The sequence below is a fragment of the Soonwooa sp. T0.1_25 genome (genome assembly GCF_057652215.1).
Genome location: NZ_JBYFBZ010000004.1, coordinates 265274 through 286334 on the forward strand (window position 1 = coordinate 265274; position 21061 = coordinate 286334).

Annotated in this window: 21 protein-coding genes; 9 read left to right on the plus strand and 12 right to left on the minus strand. The window is 36.4% G+C overall.

All coding sequences use genetic code 11. The features are described from left to right. Window position 1: 1 nt before the first annotated feature. From AC23MB_RS08020 to AC23MB_RS08035, 4 genes are all read right to left on the minus strand, one after another. Entirely contained in the window at window positions 2-1780 is a 1779-nt protein-coding gene (locus tag AC23MB_RS08020) for a sensor histidine kinase (protein WP_487786949.1), read from the minus strand. 212 nt (window positions 1781-1992) lie between these two features. Continuing rightward, window positions 1993-2796 (minus strand): lysophospholipid acyltransferase family protein, encoded by an 804-nt coding sequence (locus AC23MB_RS08025; protein ID WP_487786950.1) that lies wholly within the window; start codon window positions 2794-2796, stop codon window positions 1993-1995. 50 nt (window positions 2797-2846) lie between these two features. After that, window positions 2847-3476, minus strand: coding sequence for an NUDIX hydrolase (locus AC23MB_RS08030; RefSeq protein ID WP_487786951.1), 630 nt, complete (start codon window positions 3474-3476; stop codon window positions 2847-2849). Window positions 3477-3542: 66 nt separating this feature from the next. After that, window positions 3543-4898, minus strand: coding sequence for a TolC family protein (locus AC23MB_RS08035; RefSeq protein WP_487786952.1), 1356 nt, complete (start codon window positions 4896-4898; stop codon window positions 3543-3545). A gap of 145 nt (window positions 4899-5043) precedes the next feature. Between AC23MB_RS08035 and AC23MB_RS08040 the strand changes: the two genes are divergently transcribed. The 4 genes from AC23MB_RS08040 to AC23MB_RS08055 all read left to right on the plus strand — a co-directional run bounded on the left by AC23MB_RS08040 (window position 5044) and on the right by AC23MB_RS08055 (window position 9581). After that, window positions 5044-5733, plus strand: coding sequence for an ABC transporter ATP-binding protein (locus AC23MB_RS08040; RefSeq protein ID WP_487786972.1), 690 nt, complete (start codon window positions 5044-5046; stop codon window positions 5731-5733). Window positions 5734-5760: 27 nt separating this feature from the next. After that, the gene (locus tag AC23MB_RS08045; protein ID WP_487786953.1) at window positions 5761-6990 is read left to right on the plus strand and encodes an ABC transporter permease; all 1230 of its coding nucleotides are present in this window, start codon (window positions 5761-5763) and stop codon (window positions 6988-6990) included. A 101-nt stretch (window positions 6991-7091) separates the two neighbouring features. Then, on the plus strand, window positions 7092-8363 hold the full coding sequence (locus AC23MB_RS08050; protein ID WP_312323125.1) for an ABC transporter permease: 1272 nt from the start codon (window positions 7092-7094) through the stop codon (window positions 8361-8363). Between the two features lie 24 nt (window positions 8364-8387). Next, window positions 8388-9581, plus strand: coding sequence for an efflux RND transporter periplasmic adaptor subunit (locus AC23MB_RS08055; RefSeq protein WP_312323127.1), 1194 nt, complete (start codon window positions 8388-8390; stop codon window positions 9579-9581). 74 nt (window positions 9582-9655) lie between these two features. Here AC23MB_RS08055 and AC23MB_RS08060 read toward each other — a convergent pair whose 3' ends face one another. Both AC23MB_RS08060 and truA read right to left on the minus strand, forming a co-directional pair. Further along, on the minus strand, window positions 9656-11404 hold the full coding sequence (locus AC23MB_RS08060) for an ABC transporter ATP-binding protein (protein WP_487786954.1): 1749 nt from the start codon (window positions 11402-11404) through the stop codon (window positions 9656-9658). Between the two features lie 3 nt (window positions 11405-11407). Continuing rightward, window positions 11408-12145, minus strand: a complete 738-nt coding sequence (truA, locus tag AC23MB_RS08065) for a tRNA pseudouridine(38-40) synthase TruA (RefSeq protein ID WP_487786955.1) — start codon at window positions 12143-12145, stop codon at window positions 11408-11410. A gap of 325 nt (window positions 12146-12470) precedes the next feature. Between truA and AC23MB_RS08070 the strand changes: the two genes are divergently transcribed. Further along, window positions 12471-12965 (plus strand): metallophosphoesterase family protein, encoded by a 495-nt coding sequence (locus AC23MB_RS08070; RefSeq protein WP_487786956.1) that lies wholly within the window; start codon window positions 12471-12473, stop codon window positions 12963-12965. After that, on the plus strand, window positions 12962-13456 hold the full coding sequence (locus AC23MB_RS08075) for a Smr/MutS family protein (protein WP_487786957.1): 495 nt from the start codon (window positions 12962-12964) through the stop codon (window positions 13454-13456). The genes AC23MB_RS08070 and AC23MB_RS08075 overlap by 4 nt, the downstream gene beginning before the upstream one ends. Before the next feature lie 9 nt (window positions 13457-13465). Here the strand turns inward: AC23MB_RS08075 and AC23MB_RS08080 are convergent, their stop codons facing one another. Beyond that, window positions 13466-14014, minus strand: a complete 549-nt coding sequence (locus tag AC23MB_RS08080) for a YqgE/AlgH family protein (protein ID WP_312323642.1) — start codon at window positions 14012-14014, stop codon at window positions 13466-13468. Window positions 14015-14092: 78 nt separating this feature from the next. On the opposite strand from AC23MB_RS08080, the gene pdxH reads away from it, so the two are divergent. Next, entirely contained in the window at window positions 14093-14737 is a 645-nt protein-coding gene (gene pdxH, locus AC23MB_RS08085) for a pyridoxamine 5'-phosphate oxidase (RefSeq protein WP_312323643.1), read from the plus strand. A 225-nt stretch (window positions 14738-14962) separates the two neighbouring features. Further along, window positions 14963-15538: an N-acetylmuramoyl-L-alanine amidase family protein gene (locus tag AC23MB_RS08090; RefSeq protein ID WP_312323644.1), complete on the plus strand. Its 576-nt coding sequence runs from the start codon at window positions 14963-14965 to the stop codon at window positions 15536-15538. A 66-nt stretch (window positions 15539-15604) separates the two neighbouring features. Here AC23MB_RS08090 and AC23MB_RS08095 read toward each other — a convergent pair whose 3' ends face one another. From AC23MB_RS08095 to AC23MB_RS08105, 3 genes are all read right to left on the minus strand, one after another. Continuing rightward, on the minus strand, window positions 15605-16411 hold the full coding sequence (locus AC23MB_RS08095; protein ID WP_487786973.1) for an aminotransferase class IV: 807 nt from the start codon (window positions 16409-16411) through the stop codon (window positions 15605-15607). A 52-nt stretch (window positions 16412-16463) separates the two neighbouring features. Continuing rightward, on the minus strand, window positions 16464-16850 hold the full coding sequence (locus AC23MB_RS08100) for an START-like domain-containing protein (protein WP_079668351.1): 387 nt from the start codon (window positions 16848-16850) through the stop codon (window positions 16464-16466). A 136-nt stretch (window positions 16851-16986) separates the two neighbouring features. Continuing rightward, window positions 16987-18183: an aspartate aminotransferase family protein gene (locus tag AC23MB_RS08105; RefSeq protein WP_487786974.1), complete on the minus strand. Its 1197-nt coding sequence runs from the start codon at window positions 18181-18183 to the stop codon at window positions 16987-16989. Window positions 18184-18359: 176 nt separating this feature from the next. Here AC23MB_RS08105 and AC23MB_RS08110 point away from each other — a divergent pair, with 176 nt between their 5' ends. Next, a complete protein-coding gene (locus tag AC23MB_RS08110) occupies window positions 18360-18515 on the plus strand; it encodes a hypothetical protein (RefSeq protein ID WP_313028251.1) in 156 nt (51 codons plus the stop codon). A 304-nt stretch (window positions 18516-18819) separates the two neighbouring features. Here the strand turns inward: AC23MB_RS08110 and AC23MB_RS08115 are convergent, their stop codons facing one another. Both AC23MB_RS08115 and AC23MB_RS08120 read right to left on the minus strand, forming a co-directional pair. After that, window positions 18820-20553, minus strand: coding sequence for an OstA-like protein (locus AC23MB_RS08115; RefSeq protein ID WP_487786958.1), 1734 nt, complete (start codon window positions 20551-20553; stop codon window positions 18820-18822). Window positions 20554-20556: 3 nt separating this feature from the next. Then, complete coding sequence (locus AC23MB_RS08120) at window positions 20557-21030, minus strand: Fur family transcriptional regulator (RefSeq protein WP_312322668.1); 474 nt, start codon at window positions 21028-21030, stop codon at window positions 20557-20559. Window positions 21031-21061 lie beyond the last annotated feature (31 nt).

The following is a 21061-nucleotide window of genomic DNA, read 5'->3' on the forward strand; positions in this document are numbered from 1 at the left end:
TTTACTTTATTGGTATGCTGATGATAAATATACTACCATCTTTATTGCTTTCGATGTTAATGTTGCCTTTAAGATAATTGACGCGACTTTTTACAGATCTTATTCCGATTCCTGAAAAATCCGAATCTAGATTAAAACCAATTCCGTTATCTTCCACTGTTATTTCGAGATGTTTGTCTTCATAATAAATTTGACAGTTGATCTCTGTACATTCAGAATGTTTTATCGCATTGTCGACAAGTGCGGTAATCATCCTATAAGTGTGCAAACGCTCTGTTTGTGATAGTTTTGCACCTTCGATATTTTCCTGAAATCCAAATCTGATATTCGGAAACTGTCTTTGATATTGTTCGAACTTATTTGTCAACAAATCATTAATCTTGCTATCTTCTATAAAAGCTGGCATTAATTGATGGCTAATATTCCTCAGGTCTTCATAAATATTTTTCATTTGTCTTAAAATATCAGATTTAACATCCTCTTGAATTGGTTTTTTAGATTCAAAAATATTCTGAATATATAATTTCAATCCAGATAAATGACTTCCGACACCGTCATGAATTTCTTGTGCAATCTCTTTACGTTCTTCTTCTTGTAAATTAAGCATCATTTTGGAGAGCTTCTGGTTTTCAACACTTTTCACTTCAAACTGCTTCCTATTCTCTCGACTTTGTTTAACAATTATTACTATAAAAATGGCTGTTAAAAGAGAAACTTCCACCATCATACCAACCAAAATATTTCCTGGCTGAAAGTAGAATAACTGCATTTGCCATATGGCATCTAGCATATAATTGATAAATGCTATTAAAATAAAAAGTGATGCTACTAGAAAATAGATACTATTCTTATCGCCTTTAATGCTTTGATAAATTATTGAAACGAACACCAAAATTGATACAAGCAATAATAAACTATCAGAAAAAATGGAAAACTCGTATGCGATTGTGTCTTGTACATTAAAAAAAACACACAATAAAAATTGAATCACAACCGTAACAATAATCAAATTCCTGCAGAAAAAAAGAACCCTGTATAATCTAGGAAAATTCCTTTTTTGATCTGTAAACAACTGAAAAACTTTGATACAAAAAATCAACGAAACCAGCAGCCAAAACATCTTTGGAAAATTTAACAAAAAATGATAAAGCCACTTTGGCAGCAGTAGAACATCTACAATATTCTCATTAAGTGTAAACAAAATAATGCTGAAAACATAGAAACCATGCCATAAATGCACCTCTTGTTTTAAGATAAAAAAAAGAAAAATATTAAACAGACACATAAAACTAAAATATCCCAAAAATTGCCCAACTGTCATGGCATAATTTTGCTCCCAAAATAACATATCTTCTACCGTTGTAACGTCCGACAAAAAATAGATTTGATTAGCATTTGTAATATTAATTTTAGCCAGAATTTTTTTGAATTCTTTTGGTTTTAGAGTAAAAGGTAGACACAAAGCACGGGAGTCAAAGGGTCTTTCATCAATCATTTGCTCTGGTGAAACTTGAGCTAATAGTCTCGCATTCTTAGCTTTCGTTATGTCATAAAAATCGACCTTGAAATTGTTATTGTAAAAACTCCAAACCAATTGCAAATCTTTTTCGCTTACATTTTTAATAGGAAGGACAAACCAAAAGTCTGATCTTGTATATCTACTGTTGAATACTCGATATTCTTTCTTTTTTCTAAACTGATGATTGCGCTCTAACTTCAAAACTTCTTCTAGAGAAAGCTTTTGAGACTTATCCTCAAAAAAACTCACATAGTCAGCCATCTGCTCCCAGTTAGCACCTTTTATTAAAAAAGTGTCACGAGACTTTTGCTGTCCGAAGAAAAACGAACAACTGATAACTAAAAAAAATATGAAAAATCGACTATACGAGAACATATGTAAATCTAAACATATATTCACACATGCAACATACCGAATATTAGGTATTTCCATTAATAAAAAAACCTGCGAAAATTTCGTAGGTTTTTGATTTATTAGACTTTAGGATCGTCTTTTGCTTTCTGCGCTTTTAGTTCTTCATCGTACTCGTGGAGTAGGTTATGTTCGGGCGTTTGCTCAATTGCGACCATAATTTTGTCAAGAATTTCTGCAGGTGATTCGTTGTCGTAATCGATGTCTAAAGCAGGTTTAAACTCCAAAGTTGGCTTAGTCCCCGTGACTTTTATTTTCAAACCTTTTTTATCGAAAGCTCTACGAAAACCGTTTATTTTTATAGGAATAACAATAGGTCTTTGATTTTTCACCAATTTAGCGGTTCCTTTTCTCCCTTGCGCAAAAGCGGAAGTTGTTCCTTGTGGAAAAGTAATTACCCAACCATTATCCAAGGCTTTCATGATGTTTTCAACTTCGCTCATATCAACCATTCGGTTAACATTTTGCCCTTCGGCACGCCAAGTTCTTTTAACGGTCACCGCACCTGCAATTTTAAAAATTCTGGCAAGAAGTCCTTTGTTCATCGTTTCTTCCGCAGCAACATAATAGAAGTCAACTTTGGGATTTAACAGATAAATTGGATTTTTGATGGTGTTAAGATATCCGTTATTAACAGAACAAAAGGCATGATACATTGCAGCAACATCCGCAAAGTAAGTTTGGTGATTCGACACAAAAAGCACATTGGTTTTTGGTAGATCAACAAGGTTTTCGGAACCTGTAATTTTTAGTTTATTAAAACCATTAAAACGGCGATACGACACCAAACCTAATATAAAAATTATAAAACGTTTGAGGACATAGATATTCCCAAAAGAGTCTGTAAAAATATTTTTTTTCGCCATTTTTTGCAGTTATAACTCAGCGCTAGTCTGATTTTTTTCGAAGCGCAAATTTAAACATTTTTCAATAACAAGCTAAACTCACTCAAAATCATTGAGGTTGCCCCCCAAATAAGATAACCATTAAAATCAATAACAGGAACGTCATATCCTCTGCTGGTCGCCATTGTCATCATTTTTGGTTCGTCTGGCAACGCCAATAAAGAACTCACCGGAAACTCGATTAACTCCACAGCTTCGCTCTCTTGCAAAATGAAAGTTGGATTTTTTTTAGTAAACGAAATAAATGGATGAACATAAAAATTGCTCGGCGGAATATAGATCGGAGAAATCTCACGAATAATTCTAATGTAATGCGGATCAATACCCATTTCTTCTGAGGTTTCGCGTTTCGCAGTATCAGCAAAATTAAGGTCTTGCTCTTCCCGCTTTCCTCCTGGCAAAGATATTTGTCCACTATGGCGATCGTGCTCATTTTCGCTACGTACCATCAATGGAAAATACCACTCATCATTTTTTAAATACAACAAAATATTAACCGCCGCAAACTTAGGATTCTTGGTCAAAATATCATCGTAAGAAAACAATGGTCGGTAAGCTGGCGAATAGATACAATGTGCATCTTCGCCCTTTAAATCAGCATTTTTTAGATTTATTAATAAATCTTTTCCAAACTTTCGCATGTCTCAAATTTAATCAAATAATAAACAAAACGGAAGTTTAAAATTTAACTTTTTAAAGAAAATTATTTATAAATTTAAAGGAATCCCCGAATAGAAATCTAACAATTTTTGACTAAATAAATAATTGAATTTCGCTTGTGCAACGCTTCCTTGTGCATTTGCATAATTATTTCTAGCAATATTGAGATCATAGATGCTTGTACGACCAGCTTCATAACTTTTTTCTGCAAAATCTAAAGCCAACTTGGTGCTTTTCTCAGCTTCTACAGATGTTAAAAAAGTTTGATAGTTAGCATCCGCGTCGAAAGCAGCTTTTTGTACATTTTGTTTAACATCCAATTTTTGTTGATCAAGATTATTCTTTGCAATGTCTTGGTTGATTTTGGATTGCTCTACCTGAAGCTTCGTTATGCCTTTATTAAAAATCGGAATGTTCGCAGAAATCCCAACTTGCTGGCCGAAATTATCTTTGTATTGTTGGAAAAAACCATGCTCTTTAATTGGCGTACCATCTGGATTAATCCCAACTGTGTTGGTTGCTAAAGAATTGAAATAAAACGAACCAACTCCTGCATTAGCGGTAATCGTCGGCCAGAAAGCAGTTTTAACAACTTCAGTTTGGGCTTCCGAAGATTTGATACGGCTTTCAGCAGCTTTTATCTGAGGTTGATTTCCGTAGGCTTTGTCCAAAACTTGCTCGACACCCAAATCTGGCGCTTGTGGATCAAATAGTATCGGAACATCAGCAACGTCAAATTCTTTATAATCGGTTAACATCAAAAGTTGAGCAAGCGCAAATCGGCTTCTATCACGATTAACTTCCGCCACTTTTAGATTTTGTTTTTCTCTAGCTAAAGCAGCGTCAGCTTCTGCCAAGATCGTTTGTGCAGTTGTCCCAACATCGGTAGTTATTTTTGCTCGATCACGCAATTTTTGTGCATTTTGCAAGGCACTTTGCGAAATTTTCACAATTTCTTTATTTAATAAAATACTTAAATATTGTTGTGCAATTTGCAACGAAATATTATTCTGAATTGTTTCCACATCAAACTGCGAAGCTTCGACATCAAACTGAACTTTTCGAATATTCTTTTCTAAACGTCCATTGTTATATACTAAAATATTAGCACCGACATTCGCATTGTTATTAAAATTATCATTACGTTGCGACACTCCAAATACATCTTGGCTTTGTCCAAAAGTCGCCATATTAGAAATACTTCCGCTAACATTCGGTAAATATTCTTTTTTTGCAATCGTTAAATTCGATTCTTGTACTTTTTTATTGTAAGAATTTTGGATAACTTGAAGATTGCTTTTTGCTGCATAGTCTACACATTCTTGCAAAGTCCAAATCTTTTGACCATATCCAAAAACACCAAAACAAATAACCGAAGCTGCTAATACATTACGAAGTGTCATAATAATAGTTTATACACAATAAGACTCAAGAATTGATAATTTGTTACGCAATAATTAAAAAAAATATTTTTTTTTTAAAATAATTGTAACTTTTTAACAATCTCAATTACCTATTAGAATATAAGCCGAGAATATGTCGAATTTAATTTTAAAAATTGAAGAACTCAACAAATCCTATGATATTGGTAAGAGCAAATTACATGTTCTGAAAGGTATCAACCTGAATATTTCGGAAGGTGAGTTTGTATCGATTATGGGTTCTTCTGGTTCGGGAAAATCTACATTATTAAATATTATCGGTATCCTTGACGAAGCCGACACAGGGATTTATGAACTAGATGGCGTCCCGATCAAACATTTGACAGAAAGTCGCGCAGCAGAATATCGAAGCAAATTTTTAGGATTTATATTTCAATCCTTTAATTTGATTAATTATAAAACAGCAGTCGAAAATGTCGCTCTTCCATTATATTATCAAGGTGTTGGTCGTAAAGAAAGAAGTCAAAAAGCTTTGGAATATCTTGAAAAAGTTGGACTTGGACAATGGGCAAACCACTTACCAAGCGAAATGTCGGGAGGTCAAAAACAACGTGTGGCAATTGCTCGTGCTCTAATCACCGAACCGAAACTAATCTTGGCGGATGAACCGACTGGAGCATTGGATTCGCAAACGACGCACGATATTATGAAGCTTTTGCAAGACATTAACAACGAAGGAAAAACGATTGTTGTCGTAACCCACGAACCTGATGTTGCTGCACAAACCAAACGTAATGTTGTCTTAAAAGATGGTAAAATCGAAAGCGATGATTTTATTAAACAAATCGTTTTATAAGAATTAAAATTAAATAACTAAAGTAATATGTTTGACATAGACCGTTGGCAGGAGATATTTAGTTCCATTCGTGCTAATGTGTTACGGACGGTGCTTTCTGGCTTTACTGTAGCTTTGGGATTATTTATTTTCATTGTTCTTTTCGGTATTGGTAATGGGCTTAACAACTCTTTTGCACAGGCTTTTACAAGAGATGCGGCTAATCTTATCATGGTTTTTACGGGTCGTACCTCAGAAGCTTACGCTGGATTACAATCTAACAGGACAATTACACTTGACAATAAAGATTTTGACGATATCGAGAAAAATTCAAAAGGTAGAAGCGAATATGCGTCGCCTCGCTACACTGCCAATTGGATGGTAAAATACGGTCGCGAAAGTGGAACTTATCAAATACAAGGTGTTAATCCTGATGAAAAATTTTTGGAAAACCGAAATATGATGGAAGGTCGTTACATAACACCAATGGATATCGATCGCAAAGCTTATGTAACATCCATCGGGCGAATGGTTCAGCGTGACCTTATCAAAGATGGAAGCCCAATCGGGAAAATGATTCAGATTAATGGGACGATGTTTCGCGTTGTTGGTGTCTTTTCTGACGCAGGTGGCGACTGGGACGAGCGTCATGTAGTTGTACCGCTTTCGACTTTGCAACAGATGAAAAAAGGATCTGACAGTTTGAGTACCATCATGTTATCCTATGATCAAAAAATGTCTCCTGATCAAGCCATAAAATACGGTGACGAAATTGAGAAAAAAATAAAAGAGCGTCATAGCATTTCGCCTAATGACAAGCAAGCGGTGGTTGTGAGAAACAATGCTAAAAACAATCAAGAATCTTTTATGTTTATGTTCGTTATCTCGGCGGTTGTAGGATTCATAGGGCTTGGGACACTTTTAGCAGGAATTATCGGCATTAGCAACATCATGGTGTACATCGTTAAAGAACGTACTAAAGAAATCGGAATCCGAAAAGCGATTGGCGCCAAACCAGCAGGGATTGTGGCTCTTATTCTTCAAGAAAGTATTGTGATTACGGTAATTTCGGGATTGATAGGCGTTGGCGTTGGTGTTTTAACATTAAAATTAATCGGCGATAGTTTGGAAGATTATTTCATCACCGATCCATCTGTCGGTTTGGGATTAATATCTACTGCATTTTTCTGTTTGATTTTTGCAGGTGCAATTGCCGGATTTATCCCTGCATATCGAGCTTCTAAGATTAAACCTATTGAAGCTCTAAGAGCAGAATAATTTTTTTTTTAAATAAAAATAAAATCGAATTTTTAAATGTAATATCTCATGAGACTGGCATTTAAAATTTAATAATAAAAACAAAAAGCTTCGACCACAGAATGAAAATTTTATTCAGTTTAGATACATGGCAGGAGATTTATTATTCTTTGAGTAATAATAAACTTCGGACATTCCTCACCATGATTGGCGTAGGTTGGGGCATGTTTTTGTACGTCAGTCTTTTGGGTGCTGCAAAAGGTATGGAAAACGGTTTTAACAAAGCTTTTGCGGGATTTGCTACCAATTCTATTTTCCTTTGGGCGCAGAACACTACCATTCCGTTCGATGGTTTTCCGAAAGGTAGAACGATGAAACTTCACCTTAAAGACATTGAACTTTTAAAATCAAAAATCACAGAAATCGATTATATTTCACCGCAAAGTGCCCGTGGAAATTTTGGAAATCCACCCGAGCAAATCTCTAGAAATGGCAAGTCGGCAACTTATGTATTGACTGGTGACTTTCCTGTAGGGAATTTAATCTCGCAGAAAAAATTACTTTTCGGACGATACATCAACGATGCCGATGTGTCGAGCAGCAAAAATGTTGCGGTAATTGGTGAAGAGATTTATAAAAACTTTTTTGATGCTCAAAAAAATGAAAGCCCAATCGGGAAATCGGTTAACATCAAAGGTATGTTTTTTACGGTGATTGGCGTTTTCCGTGTTGGTAAATCTGGTGGCCCGTTAGAAAGTGATCAATCAGCCTATATCCCGTTTAGCACGTATAACAAAATGTACAATGCAGGCGATGTTGTCGACTTTTTTGCCATTGTTAGTAAACCTGATGCTGATGTAAAAATCGTTGAAAATCTAGCTAAAGACGAGCTTAAAAAAGAATATCACGCTTCACCAGAAGATACCAATGCTTACGGAAGCTTTAACCTTGGTGAAGCTTTCAAAAAGTTGACAGGCTTCTTAACTGGAATGCAATTTTTGACCATCGTTGTCGGAACTTTGACGATTTTGGCGGGGGTTATTGCGATTTCAAATATCCTTTTAATTACCGTTAAAGAACGAACTAAAGAAATTGGAATTCGTCGAGCGCTAGGTGCAAAACCAAGCGAAGTCCGTAACCAAATTTTATTAGAAAGTGTTGTCATCACCTTATCATCGGGACTTATCGGATTTCTGTTCGGAATTTTTCTACTGATGGGACTCGATTTAGCCACGAAAAACAATGACACTTTCCCATTTTATAATCCAACGGTTGATTACAGCAATGTATTTTCGGCATTAGCGATTATGTTGGTTTTAGGCTTGTTAATTGGGATGATTCCTGCACAACGCGCTGTTAAAATACGACCAATCGAAGCCTTAAGAACTGAATAATTTTTAAATAAATAAACTACTATAATGAAAAAGAAGTTCAACATCAAAAAGATTCTTTACATCCTATTTGGACTTATTGTCTTAGCAGCTTTGGCGATGGGCGTTAGCTATCTTATTAAATCGAATTCTTCAGAAAAAGAGCTTTTCTTAACCAGAAAACCATCTATATCGACGCTTGAAGATAAAGTGATGGCGACGGGTAAAATTGTACCGCGCGAAGAAATCGAGATTAAACCCAATATGTCGGGAATTATCACTGCAATCGAAGTTGAAGAAGGCGACAAAGTGGTTGCTGGTCAGCTTTTAGCAACATTGAGAATTATCCCAACAGTGTCTGATGTTAATGGTGCCATGCAAGATATTAACAACGCACAAATTCAGGTTAAAAATGCCCAAATCAACGTATCGAATCAGCAAAAACAATTTGCGATGCAAGATAAATTGTTTAAGCAAGGTGTGATTTCTAAACAAGAATATATCACGGCGCAACAACAATATGAATCCACAGTTCAGCAACAAAAAATCGCAAATCAACAACTGAATGCGGCTCAAAAAAGATTACAAATTGTAAAAACTGGAGCTACACCAGAATTGCAAGGTATGGCAACAACGCAGATTCGTGCAAAAGCTGCGGGAACAGTTTTAGAAATTCCTGTGAAAGTTGGTAGCCAAGTTATCGAAGCCAATGCTTTTAACCCTGGGACAACAATTTGTTCGATTGCAGATTTGGGATCATTAATCTTCCAAGGGACAATTGATGAAGCACAAGCCGGAAAACTAAAAGAAGGTATGGACATGAATATCGTCATCGGCGCACTTCAAAACAAGACTTTTCCTGGTAAATTGACGCTGATTGCACCAAAAGGTAAGGAAGAAACTGGTACGATAAAATTTGCTGTAGAAGGCGATGTTTACAACAAAACTAACGAATACATCCGTGCTGGTTTTAGTGCGAATGGTGAAGTTGTATTGAGCAGTCAAAAAAATGCTTTGTTACTTGACGAATCTTTGATTCAATATGAAAAAGTAAACAATGTTGACAAATCTTTTGTTGAAGTAAAACAGCCAAACGGAAGCTTCAAAAGAGTCTATGTTAAACTTGGCGCAAGTGATGGCGTGAAGGTTCAGATCCTTTCTGGTATTGATAAAAATGCAGAAGTTAAAGTCTGGAATCCTTCTGACAAAGACAAAGAAGAACTTAAAGAAAAGAAAAAATAAACTTCAGTTTTTATAAAGAAAAAAGCGATTTCGAGAGAAGTCGCTTTTTTTATTTTGTAATAATTTAATAGATTCTAAATTTCCTCAACACCTTCCGAGTCGCGCGATTGATTGTTATACAACAAAGCATAGTAGCCATTAAGCGCAAGAAGTTGGTCATGCTTGCCTTCTTCAACGATTTTACCTTTCTCCATAACGATAATTTTGTCCGCTTTTTCAATGGTTGAAAGTCTGTGTGCGATGATAATTGAAGTTCTGTTTTGCGTAATTTTTTCGGTGGCGCGTTGTATTAATTTTTCACTTTCGTGGTCGATCGAAGATGTCGCTTCATCAAGAATTAAAAGTTTAGGATCTGATAAATAAGCTCTCAAAAACGATAAAAGCTGACGTTGTCCTAACGAAATTGAAGAACCTCTTTCGCTCACCACATAATCGTATCCACCAGGAAGACTTTCGATAAAATCGTGGACTTCAATATCTTTTGCCACTTTTTTTATCTGTTCCAAAGTAATGCTTTCGTCGCCCAACGTCAAGTTTTCAAAAATAGAACCGTGAAACAAAAACACATCTTGCAACACCACACCAATATGACTTCTAAGATTGTATAGTTCGTAATCTCGGATTTCGATATCATCTAGTAAAATCTCACCAGAATTAATATCGTACAAACGCGTTAGCAAACTAATAATCGTGGATTTTCCCGCGCCAGTCGCGCCAACAATAGCAACGGTTTCGCCAGGATTAACTTTAAAACTTATCCCTTTTAAAACCTCTTGTTTTTCATCATAAGAGAAATGAACATTTTTAAATTCAATTTGTCCAGCGAATTCGTGTTTAATAATTTTACCATCATTCGGCATTGCATTGGTCTCGTCCATCACGCCTAGCACACGTTCTGCACCAACCAAACCTCGTTGGATGTTATTAAAGCGGTCCGCAATCTGTCTCAACGGACGAATCAACATATTGATAAACTGAATAAATGCGATAATAACCCCAGCTTTAACCTCGATAAAACCGCCATAAAAAAGAATAAATCCGATAAACAAGGACGAAATTAATTCAACAACCGGAAAGAATAAGGAGAAGATAAAAACCGTCCTCAATAAAGCTGCTTTCAGTTGAATATTAATATCATCAAATTTCTTAAACTCCGCTTCCTGACGATTAAAAACCTGAATAATCGACATCCCCGAAAGTCGCTCTTGTACAAAACTATTCTGGATCGCTGTCCAACTTCTTTCGTCACCAAATGCTTTCTTTAATCGCTTTTGGAAAAACCTTGTGATAACAACCATCAACGGCAATATTACTAACGAAATGTAACTTAATTCCACATTGACTTGGAACATCATAACCAGCACAAAAACCAGTCTAAGAATATCGCCAAAAACCATCAAAAAGCCGTCTGTGTAGACCACGGCAATTGTTTCGACATCGCCAACAGCGCGCGTTACCAACTGTCCCAAAGCCGTTTTGTCAAAGAAAGAAGTTTTGAAATAAATCAGTTTATTGTATAATCTCTCACGAATATCTCTGATAACATTCTGCGATATAAAATTTGAAAAATAAACCAAGAAAAAATTAAGCAACATTTCTGCAATCACCAATCCGATTAGGATGTAGACATGCTTCATCATCAAGCTTGTATCCTTGAGGCGTGTAATATCATTGTCGACAATTTCCATCGTTAGGTATGGACGATAAGTCGACACCAACGATAGCAAAATGGAGATTATCAATGTCAAAATAAACCATGACCGAAACTTCATCCCGATCATAAAAAGTCGTTTGACAATCTGCCAAGTATTTTGTTTTTCCATTCTTTAATCTAAAAAATCATAGCCAACATCTACCAAAAATAATCCGTGCGCAGGTGCCGATGTCCCCGCCGAATTGCGATGTTGCTCAGTTATCACGCGATGCATATCTTCGGGCTTCAACTTCCCATCGCCAACTTCTATCATTGTCCCAACAATCGCCCGCACCATATTTCGTAGAAAACGATCTGCCGAAACCGTAAATTTCAACAAACTTCCGTTTTGTTCCCAATTCGCTTGATAGATTTTACAAATATTGGTTTTGTTATCGGTATGTAATTTCGCAAAACTCGTAAAATCCGAATATTCAAAAAGGATTTTGCAAGCTTCATTCATTGCGTCAACATCTAATTTTTTGCGCCAAAGCTGCCATGCCAAATCTTTTGTAAACGGATCTTTTTCCGTCGATATAAAGTAATTGTAAGTTCTGTAGGTCGCACTAAACCTTGCGTGCGCATCACTTGCAACCTCAAAAATCCTTTTAATAGCGATGCTTTCAGGCAAAAAACTATTAAGTCGATGTACAAGATTGTCCATCAATTCTCCTTCAAAATCAAAATGTGCAAATATTTTTTTTGCGTGCACGCCAGTATCCGTTCTGCCCGCACCTGTTGTTTTTATCGGCTCTCGCAACAATGTTGACAACGCTTTTTCCAAAGTTTCTTGTACCGAAATTTGGTTGGGTTGTACCTGATAACCAAAGTAGGGTGCGCCATCGTAAGCAAATTCTATAAAGTATCGCATCGGGTGCAAATTTCCTGATTTTTTTTCAATTAACCTTAACTTTTTGGGCGTTCCTTTTTTGCCCAATCTTTAGCCATCGCAAAAAAGTCGGGCTGTCCGCTCTATCTTTAGGCTTGTCGCTCGGACGGCTACGCTACGCTCCGCCGCCTCACTCCAACCCCAAAGGATGCCGCTTCCATCCCTAACGCAAAATTCGTGGTACAAGACAAGAAGGCTTTCAGGGTTCAGAACCCCGAAAGCCTTTTTATTACACACATTTCTGCTTATTTAAAATATCGAAAAAGATCCATTTTCAAAACTCAGGAAAAAATAAGACCTTTGCTGTATGAAAAGGATTTTGTTGCTTTCTGACAGTCACTCTTACATCGATGATCGGATTATATCTTACGCCAAAGACGTGGACGAAGTTTGGCATGCTGGCGACTTTGGAAGTATGCAAGTCATCGAAGAACTCGAAAAACTAAAACCACTTCGAGGCGTCTACGGCAACATCGACGAAACCAAAATCCGAACAATCTTTCCAGAAGTTAATAGCTTTATGTGTGAAGATGTGAAAGTCCTAATGATCCACATTGGTGGTTATCCTAATAAATACACGCCACTTGCTAAGAAACATATTGCTGAAGAACAACCGCAATTATTCATTTCTGGACATTCGCATATTTTGAAAGCGATGTACGATGAGAAAAATAAATTGTTGCATCTTAATCCAGGCGCTTGTGGCAAACAAGGTTGGCACAAAGTCCGCACGATGATGCGCTTCTCAATTATCGGAAAAGAAATCAAAGATTTAGAAATAATAGAACTCGGACAAAAATGAAAATCGGAGACGCAGTAAGTATTTTGGACGACGATCTTCGTGGGCACATAACATCGGTTAAACCTAATGGTTATGATGTCAAAGACGAATTTGGCTTTGTTTATTTCTTTCCAAAAGATAAAGTCTTGCTTTTAGACAAAAGTCTTTATGATGACATCAAAGTTTCTGTAAAAAAGGAAAATACGAAACCAGTTTCCAAAAAGCATAAGAAGGAAGCATTTCGCATTGATTTACATTTCGAAAATCTTGTCAAAAACCCGCACGATTACGAATCTTTTGAACGACTGATGATTCAGAGAGAAAAGCTTCTAGAATCCATCGAGTTTTGTCGAAAACACAAGCTAAAACGTATGATAATCATCCACGGAATTGGCGATGGTGTTTTACAAAATATGGTGTATGATGTTATCCGCGGTTTAGCCGATGTAGAATATGACGACGACGGATTCTTCTACCATCAATCTGGCAGTATCGAACTTATTTTTAAATAATTCAAAAAATTAATTCATGGTGACATCATCTGGAGAGTTTGCGAAAATTAGGAAATCGCCACCAAGATTTTGCATAATATCGCGCCAAAGACCTTTATCATTCGGGAAAGTATAGTCAAGGTTATAGACATCAACCACTGTCCAGTATTTATTTTTGATTTCGGTTTCTAATTGCATACCACCCCAACCCGAATATCCTGCAAATACTTTCATTTGATTAACTTCCAAATCGTCTTCAACAATTGCAGCAACCACTTTTTGGATATCTTCGGTTACATAAAAATCATCACCGATAGAACTAAAATCTTCAGTCACAGGTTTTCCTTTAATAATAAAGAAAATACGGTCACGCTCCACAGGTCCACCATCATAGACTTCCACTTCAAAACCAAAAATCTCATTTAGCTTATCACTCATCAACTTGTTCTTTTTGTTGAGGATAAGTCCAAACGCACCATGCATGTCATGCTCGAGTAGCAACACCACAGAGCGCGAAAATATATCACCCGATGCGTCAGGCGTTGAGATTAAAAGTTTACCTTTGTAAGAGTTATTCATAACTCAAAACTAAGTAAAATATAATTTTTTAGCAATAATTTTTGAATCAATTGCTATTCAAATATTAATAATTCGATTATGGAAGACCTCCATCAACACAGAAAATCTTACGAGAAAGCAGAACTTACAGAAGACCAAATCCGCGATAATCCTATTGAGCAATTCCGTGATTGGTATTTGGATGCCGAAGAAAATCCTTTGGTGGTAGAAGCCAACGCAATGGCAATTTCAACTGTTGAGGCAGACGGTTGTCCACGTACAAGAATGGTTCTGTTAAAGGCTTACAACGAAAATGGCTTTATATTTTACACCAATTACGGTAGTCGCAAAGGTCAAGCGATAGAAGCGACACACAAGGCTTGTTTGCATTTCTTTTGGCCAAGCTTGGAACGTCAAATTATCATTAAAGCCAATCTCGAAAAAATTGCTCCAAATCTTAGTGACGGTTACTTTCATTCGCGACCAAGAGGAAGTCAAATCGGCGCTTTGGTTTCGCCGCAAAGTCAGGAAATTCCGAACCGTGAATATTTAGAAAATAAACTTCACAATCTAGAAAAAGAATTGGACGGTAAGGAAATTCCAAGACCAGAAAATTGGGGTGGATATCTTGCAAAACCTTATGAAATCGAATTTTGGCAAGGTCGCCCTAATCGACTTCACGACAGAATAATCTACAACTTAGAAAACGAACTCGACTGGAATATTAAAAGATTAGCACCATAAGCTAGTCTTTTTTTATGGCAATCCCCTCGCCTAGCTTATCCCACAACTCGGGTCAGGCTGTCCGCTGTATCTTTTGTTATGATGATTTCACTGCGCTCAATCACCATAACAAAAGGATGCCGCTTCCATCCTTATTGCGCCTTTCACATAGTTTAACAATTTTTACAAGAAGTTAACAAGCCGATTCGGATTCTAATCTGCATATTTGTTTCTAAATAAATTAATATGAGAAAACTTTTAACATTAACAATCGCAGCCGCACTATTAATTGGATTATCTTTTACAGGATTAAACAAAAAAATAATTATTATTGATGCTGGACACGGCGGAACTGACAACGGCGCAACGCACAATGACCTTCAAGAAAAAGACATTGTTCTCAACATCGCTAAGAAGATTAAAGAACTTAACAAAGATGAAAACATCGAAATTTTATTGACACGTGATGGCGACAGTTATCCAAGTCTAGCTGATCGTTCTGGCTATGCCAACAAAGTGAAACCAGATTTATTGATCTCTCTTCACATGAATAAGGCTTTAAAAAACACTGATAAAAAAGGTGCAGAAATCTATTATCAAGACAACGAAAATTCTAAAAATATAGCAAGCCAACTAGCTACTTCTTTTGATAACTGCTTAACTAAACATCTTAATCTTCATATTTTAAGAGAAAGCACATCGCCAGCATTGTTACTAGAATTGGGTTTTATCTCAAATGAAGACGACAGAAACTACTACAGCAGCGAAAAAGGTCAAACTGAAACTGCTGAAAAAATCTTAAAGTTTGTTTCGCAAAAGTAATTGAGATTTTAGAACAAATAAAAAATGCTTCCGAATGATCAGAAGCATTTTTTTGTGTATTAATTTCTAGAAACTCGCTTTCCAAGCTTCTAGCATTTCTGTAAATCTTGTGGATTCAAAAGTTTTATTTCTAATTTTTGAAACGGTGTGTATTCCTTTTTCATCCGAAATCCTGATAATCTCATCCGATTTTTGAGATTCGAAAGCGATAACTTCAGCTTCTTCGATTTCTGCCAATTTGTTTTTATGAACGAAAGTTACAAAATTCTCCATCAATGGTGAAATATAAGCGCCTTCGGTCTGCTTCGGAACTTTAATCGTATTACCTTGTAAAAATAAAAGATTCCCGTAAATGCTTCTCGCAATACGTTTGTTCGGATTTAATAAAATCAAATCGTCCAAATCATTGTCTTTTGCGTAGATGCTTGCATAGATATTCTCTGGAGAATGCACACGAATGTTGCTCAACAAATTTGAATTGACATTGATTTCTTTAATCATATCCAACTCTATTGACGATTGGATAGACAAAGGATCTGCCATTCTTTTAACCTCGAAATAGAAAGATGTTGTCGCTTTTGGAAGATCGTCAGTATTATCTTGTTGACGATACACCATCAGGTTAATAATCGCATTCTGAACGTCTTTTTGTAAAACTTCTTTTTTAAATAGCGCCTGAAAAAACTCCAAGGTGTAAGACAACGGAATATTGAAACGCATTTTTCGCATCGACGCCATCAAAAAGAAATAAGATTCTTCTGACATTATCAACTCCGAATTTCGAACAAAAAATGACACCCAAACCGCATCTCCAAAAAGAAAAGCGCGGTTAACAGTCTGTAGATTGTCTTCTATATATTCTAACTTTTGCATCATAATAAAAAAACAATGAACGATAAAAATCGTCCATTATATAATAAGTTTGTTAGGCTGCTCCTAATTTTATTTTAAGGTTTTCTACGAGGTTTTCCCAGTATAGACGATTCTCTTCCTCGTCGCCATCGTCGCAGAAATCTGTAATATTAAGTGACAAATCTTCAGTAAGCTCGTCGATAACAATAGTCAACTCGAAGAAATATTTTGTCCCTTCGTCTTCTTCCCAACGAAAACGAACAAAACTCTCCGGCTTGTAACGGATTAATGTTGCTTTTTCTGCAGGTCCACCACCCCAGCTAAAATAAAAATCATCTCCTCGCTCAACCACTTCATCGGCAAACCATTCTGACAGACCTTCCGCACTTGCTAAATACTCGTACAATATCTCTGATAGACAGTGCATATTATATTCGTAATGAACTTTCGTTTTTGCCATAAATCGTATTTATAATCAGGGCGCAATATATAAATTAATTTCTTATTTGCAAATGCTTTATGTTACTGAAATATAAAAAAAATGACAAAAAAATATGTTTTTTGTCATCTATTCTTTAATTCTGTAAAACTTTGATTTAATAGTTTTTATCTAATTCTAAAACCTCATCGATAGCTTCCAAAATTATTTGGCATCCTTTCGTGATTTCTTCATTAGAAATCGTCAATGGTGGCGAAATTCTTAAAAACTCATTGCGATACAATTGCCAGAAAACTATCAAACCTTTTTCCATACAACGTTTGGCTACAGCAAGTGTAAAATCTGGCGTTCCTAAATCTACTGCCAACATCAAGCCTTTACCATTTACTTTTTTTATCTGTGGATGAACAAGCAATGTTCTGTAAAGTTGCTCCTTTTCATCTGTTAAAGTCATCAAACCACTTTCTAAAACCTCTTCTAAAGTTGCGAGACAAGCCGCCGCAATTAATGGATTTCCGCCAAACGTCGTGATATGTCCTAACTTTGGTGAGTGTGATAAACTTTCCATAATCTCGCGAGAACTCATAAACGCCCCAACAGGAACGCCACCGCCCATACCTTTGCCCATCACCAAAATATCTGGAACAATGCCATAATGCTCGAACGCGAATAATTTTCCAGTTCTACCAAATCCGGGCTGAATTTCATCCAAAATTAAAAGCGCTCCAACTTCAACGCAACGCTTCTTTAAATTAATGAAATAATTTTCGGATGGTGTTATAAATCCTGCCGCACCTTGGATGGTTTCGACAACAACGCAAGCGGTTTTTTCTGTTATCTTTTCTAAATCTGATTGGTTGTCATATTCGATAAAGTCGATCATTGGTAACAAAGGACGGAATTCTCTTTTGTGAACTTCGTTACCTGCCACGCTCAATGCGCCATGCGTATTGCCATGATATGCATTTTTGAACGCGATGATTTCTTCTCTTCCTGTATATCTTTTTGCCAACTTTAATGCACCATCGATAGCTTCCGCACCACTATTAACCAGATATGTTACTTCTAAAGGTTCTGGTGTTGCTTCCGCTAAAAGTTGACAAAGTTTAACAGGTGCTTCTTGCGCATATTCGCCGTAGACCATTACATGAAGATATTTGTCGGCTTGGTCTTTAATAGCCTTTACAACTTTGGGATGAGAATGTCCCAATGTATTAGCCGAAACGCCCGCCACGAAATCTAAATAAGCTCTGCCATCTTTACCGTATATGTAACTTCCTTGTGCTCTTTCTACTTCGAAACCTGCTGCATAAGGCGTTGTCTGCGCCTGATATTTAAAAAAATTGTTTTTGATATCCATAGTCTTAATCATAAGTCTTTCGGATGCAAATTTACGACCTAGTTTCGGAATGGAAAACGAAGTTGTGGTTTTAATTCTATTATGTTTTTTTAACCACAAAAGATTTTAAAGTAAAATGCAGAATTTAGGTTTCGCATTGAGTTCAAAAAGGGATAATAGAAAATATACTTTTGAAAGAAGTTGGGTTGCGTCTTGGGAGCAGAATGTTAATAGAATTTTCTATGTGTAGAATTACAAGAATATTTGTTCGTCCTTTCTTCGATGTTTGTTCGTCCTTTGTTCGTCCATTGTTCGAAGGTGAAAAATTGTATTATTTGGATGTTTAAACATAAAAGAGTGAAAAAGAGTCACACATTTCGAAGATAAAGTTTAAGATTAAAACCTTCGTTTATAATCTTCAATGATAAATAACTTTTAATCGTTTTAGAATATTGTTTTTTGGATTCGAATATTAACTGGGAACACGAATCTGCGCCCCGATGTAGGCGGAACTCCTTTTGCGAGAGGCTATGCCGAGCAAAAGAGTGGGAGCTGAAGACGGAAATGGCGCCCAAATAAAAATTCGAGTTAAAGTAAAAAGCCTGAAAGCCTTTAGAAGACTTTCAGGCTTGGATTTTATATTCCTGAAACTTATCGCTTTTCGCGAACTGGTGTTTTGGGTTTGTTTTTTTCTTCTAGCTTGAGGCGTTCGGCTTCAGCTTTTTCGTACAAGCTGTTATCGGACTCATAGACCGTTTCGGGATAATTGGGTGTATCTTCGAAGATGTCTTTCCACTTTTGCGGTCGGTCTTTTGTGTTCCAATTAAAGTCTGGGAAAAAGCGTTTTTCTTTGGACATAAAACTCATCGGATAGATGTCGGACTGCGCACCAACACGGCAAGTTACGGTCTCCACACGCTTCTCGATAAAGTCAGCGATAATCTCGCCACACACCGAAACAGCAACGCCAATACGGTTGACTTCTTTTGTTTTTTCGTCCTGATCGTCGGCATAAGCGATGGATTGTGCATTTTCCACAGCGACGGCCTTTTTTATTTGCCCTTTCTCAAAATAGATGCCCATCCATTTGCTTTTGATCTGGTTGAACTCGTCTTTCATGTTAAGCGAATCCGCCTTGCTAATCGCATATGCATTACCGATAACCTTAACGGAGTCGATGTCTTGCGTCGTGGTATTCATGTAAACCATAACCTCTTCGCCCGTAATTTGCTTCGTGCCCGACCAAAGAATTGGTTTTTTCATAAGATGCAAAATGCCATCGGTCTCGTTGTATGACAAAGAGTCGGCGCGGGCTTGCATATTGGTTTTGAAAATTCGGACTTTGCGGTAAGCGCGCAAATAGCTTTTCTTCTGTTTGGTAGAATCGGGTTTTTGAAAACTTAAAAACCTGTCAGCTGCGATGTATAAAGAATCTTTCTCGAAAATCTTAACTGCGTAAGCTTTATCCGTGATCATCGCAGAGTCTTTTTTCTCATAGATTTCGCCATAACCACCTTTGATGTAACGGTTTTCTTTTGGATCGTTAAGTGTAACGTTTCCTGTTCCTTTTCCGAAACCTGTGTTACGATTGTATTCTAAATTATCTCCTGTAAGTATCTTGTCGTTATAATGAATTCTAGAATTCTTTTTAAGATGCGAAATACCCGTTTTTGCATTATAATCGCCCAATTCGGTGTAGACGTAGTTGCGTGGATTTTCTTTACTACGAATGGTTGTCGCTGCTAAAAATTGAGAAATCTGTGTTGTCTGGTTGGTTTTGATGTTATCACTTTCGATGGTGTAATCTTTAGCATCAATGGTCGAATGTCCAATAAAGTCAATATCCTTAGTATTTACATAATAAGTCGCGGACTTGGTGTACATAATATTTTGACCATCAGAGATTGTTCCGCCAGTGTTAAAATAAGCAGTATTTGGGACACGATCGTAATAAAGTGTTTCTGTTTTGATGGTTTGTTTTGGATCGGTAAGGACGACATTTTTGCGGGCAATACCGCGTTCTGTATTACCATCGTATTCCATTTCTTCAGCAGTGATTTTGGTACCATCGGCATTTAATAGCACAACGTTACCAATGGCTTTTAGGAAGTTCTCCTTTTGATACAAAACCACTTTGTCGGCAGTAAGAACAGAGCCTTGATGTTCAAATTTAACATTCCCTGAAAACACCAAGTTACCTTCATATTGATCTGGCTTTACACCCGACTCGTCCGAGTGGATGTGTTGCACTTTTGAAGCTTGTTCTTGCTGTGATTTTGGAGCAAAGAAAGGGTCTTTCGGATTACTATTGTCAGGTGTCTGCGCATCTATCCGAATAAATCCAAAAAGGATAATTATAAAAGTTAAAAGAAAAGTTTTGTTCATTCCTTATGACTTCTTATGGCCATAAAAATAAAGTGAATGTGTATCTATTTTTACCCCAAAAGCTTGTTCGATAGATTCTTTAATACCTTGGATCCTTGGATCGCAAAACTCGATAATCTCTTCAATCTCTTTATCAGAACCTTCTTTATATATCACCAAATGGTCATGCTGCTTATCAAAATATGATTTTTCATAAGATGATGAGCTCAAAGTTTTTTCTCCAAATTGGTGCTTTCTGATAAGTCCAGCATCTAAGAAAATCTCGATCGTGTTATATATCGTTGCTTTGCTAACATGATACTTTTTTTGCATCATGATAAGGTATAGATCATCAACATTGAAGTGATGATCCAGATTGTATATTTCTTCTAAAATAGTATAACGTTCTGGCGTGTTTCTAAAACCTTTTTCGAGTAGATATTGTCTTAGTACATCCTTAATAGTTGTAATGTTTAGGTCTTTCTGTGTTGTATCCATAATCGATTCGATAGGACAAAATTACGATTAA

What these genes read in the sequence shown, in the direction of transcription:
- AC23MB_RS08020 (WP_487786949.1), bottom strand. Translation starts at nt 1,780, where the DNA reads ATGGCTGACTATGTGAGTTTTTTTGAGGATAAGTCTCAAAAGCTTTCT.
- AC23MB_RS08025 (WP_487786950.1), bottom strand. Translation starts at nt 2,796, where the DNA reads ATGGCGAAAAAAAATATTTTTACAGACTCTTTTGGGAATATCTATGTC.
- AC23MB_RS08030 (WP_487786951.1), bottom strand. Translation starts at nt 3,476, where the DNA reads ATGCGAAAGTTTGGAAAAGATTTATTAATAAATCTAAAAAATGCTGAT.
- AC23MB_RS08035 (WP_487786952.1), bottom strand. Translation starts at nt 4,898, where the DNA reads ATGACACTTCGTAATGTATTAGCAGCTTCGGTTATTTGTTTTGGTGTT.
- AC23MB_RS08045 (WP_487786953.1), top strand. Translation starts at nt 5,761, where the DNA reads ATGTTTGACATAGACCGTTGGCAGGAGATATTTAGTTCCATTCGTGCT.
- AC23MB_RS08050 (WP_312323125.1), top strand. Translation starts at nt 7,092, where the DNA reads ATGAAAATTTTATTCAGTTTAGATACATGGCAGGAGATTTATTATTCT.
- AC23MB_RS08055 (WP_312323127.1), top strand. Translation starts at nt 8,388, where the DNA reads ATGAAAAAGAAGTTCAACATCAAAAAGATTCTTTACATCCTATTTGGA.
- AC23MB_RS08060 (WP_487786954.1), bottom strand. Translation starts at nt 11,404, where the DNA reads ATGGAAAAACAAAATACTTGGCAGATTGTCAAACGACTTTTTATGATC.
- truA (WP_487786955.1), bottom strand. Translation starts at nt 12,145, where the DNA reads ATGCGATACTTTATAGAATTTGCTTACGATGGCGCACCCTACTTTGGT.
- AC23MB_RS08070 (WP_487786956.1), top strand. Translation starts at nt 12,471, where the DNA reads ATGAAAAGGATTTTGTTGCTTTCTGACAGTCACTCTTACATCGATGAT.
- AC23MB_RS08075 (WP_487786957.1), top strand. Translation starts at nt 12,962, where the DNA reads ATGAAAATCGGAGACGCAGTAAGTATTTTGGACGACGATCTTCGTGGG.
- AC23MB_RS08080 (WP_312323642.1), bottom strand. Translation starts at nt 14,014, where the DNA reads ATGAATAACTCTTACAAAGGTAAACTTTTAATCTCAACGCCTGACGCA.
- pdxH (WP_312323643.1), top strand. Translation starts at nt 14,093, where the DNA reads ATGGAAGACCTCCATCAACACAGAAAATCTTACGAGAAAGCAGAACTT.
- AC23MB_RS08090 (WP_312323644.1), top strand. Translation starts at nt 14,963, where the DNA reads ATGAGAAAACTTTTAACATTAACAATCGCAGCCGCACTATTAATTGGA.
- AC23MB_RS08095 (WP_487786973.1), bottom strand. Translation starts at nt 16,411, where the DNA reads ATGCAAAAGTTAGAATATATAGAAGACAATCTACAGACTGTTAACCGC.
- AC23MB_RS08100 (WP_079668351.1), bottom strand. Translation starts at nt 16,850, where the DNA reads ATGGCAAAAACGAAAGTTCATTACGAATATAATATGCACTGTCTATCA.
- AC23MB_RS08115 (WP_487786958.1), bottom strand. Translation starts at nt 20,553, where the DNA reads ATGAACAAAACTTTTCTTTTAACTTTTATAATTATCCTTTTTGGATTT.
- AC23MB_RS08120 (WP_312322668.1), bottom strand. Translation starts at nt 21,030, where the DNA reads ATGGATACAACACAGAAAGACCTAAACATTACAACTATTAAGGATGTA.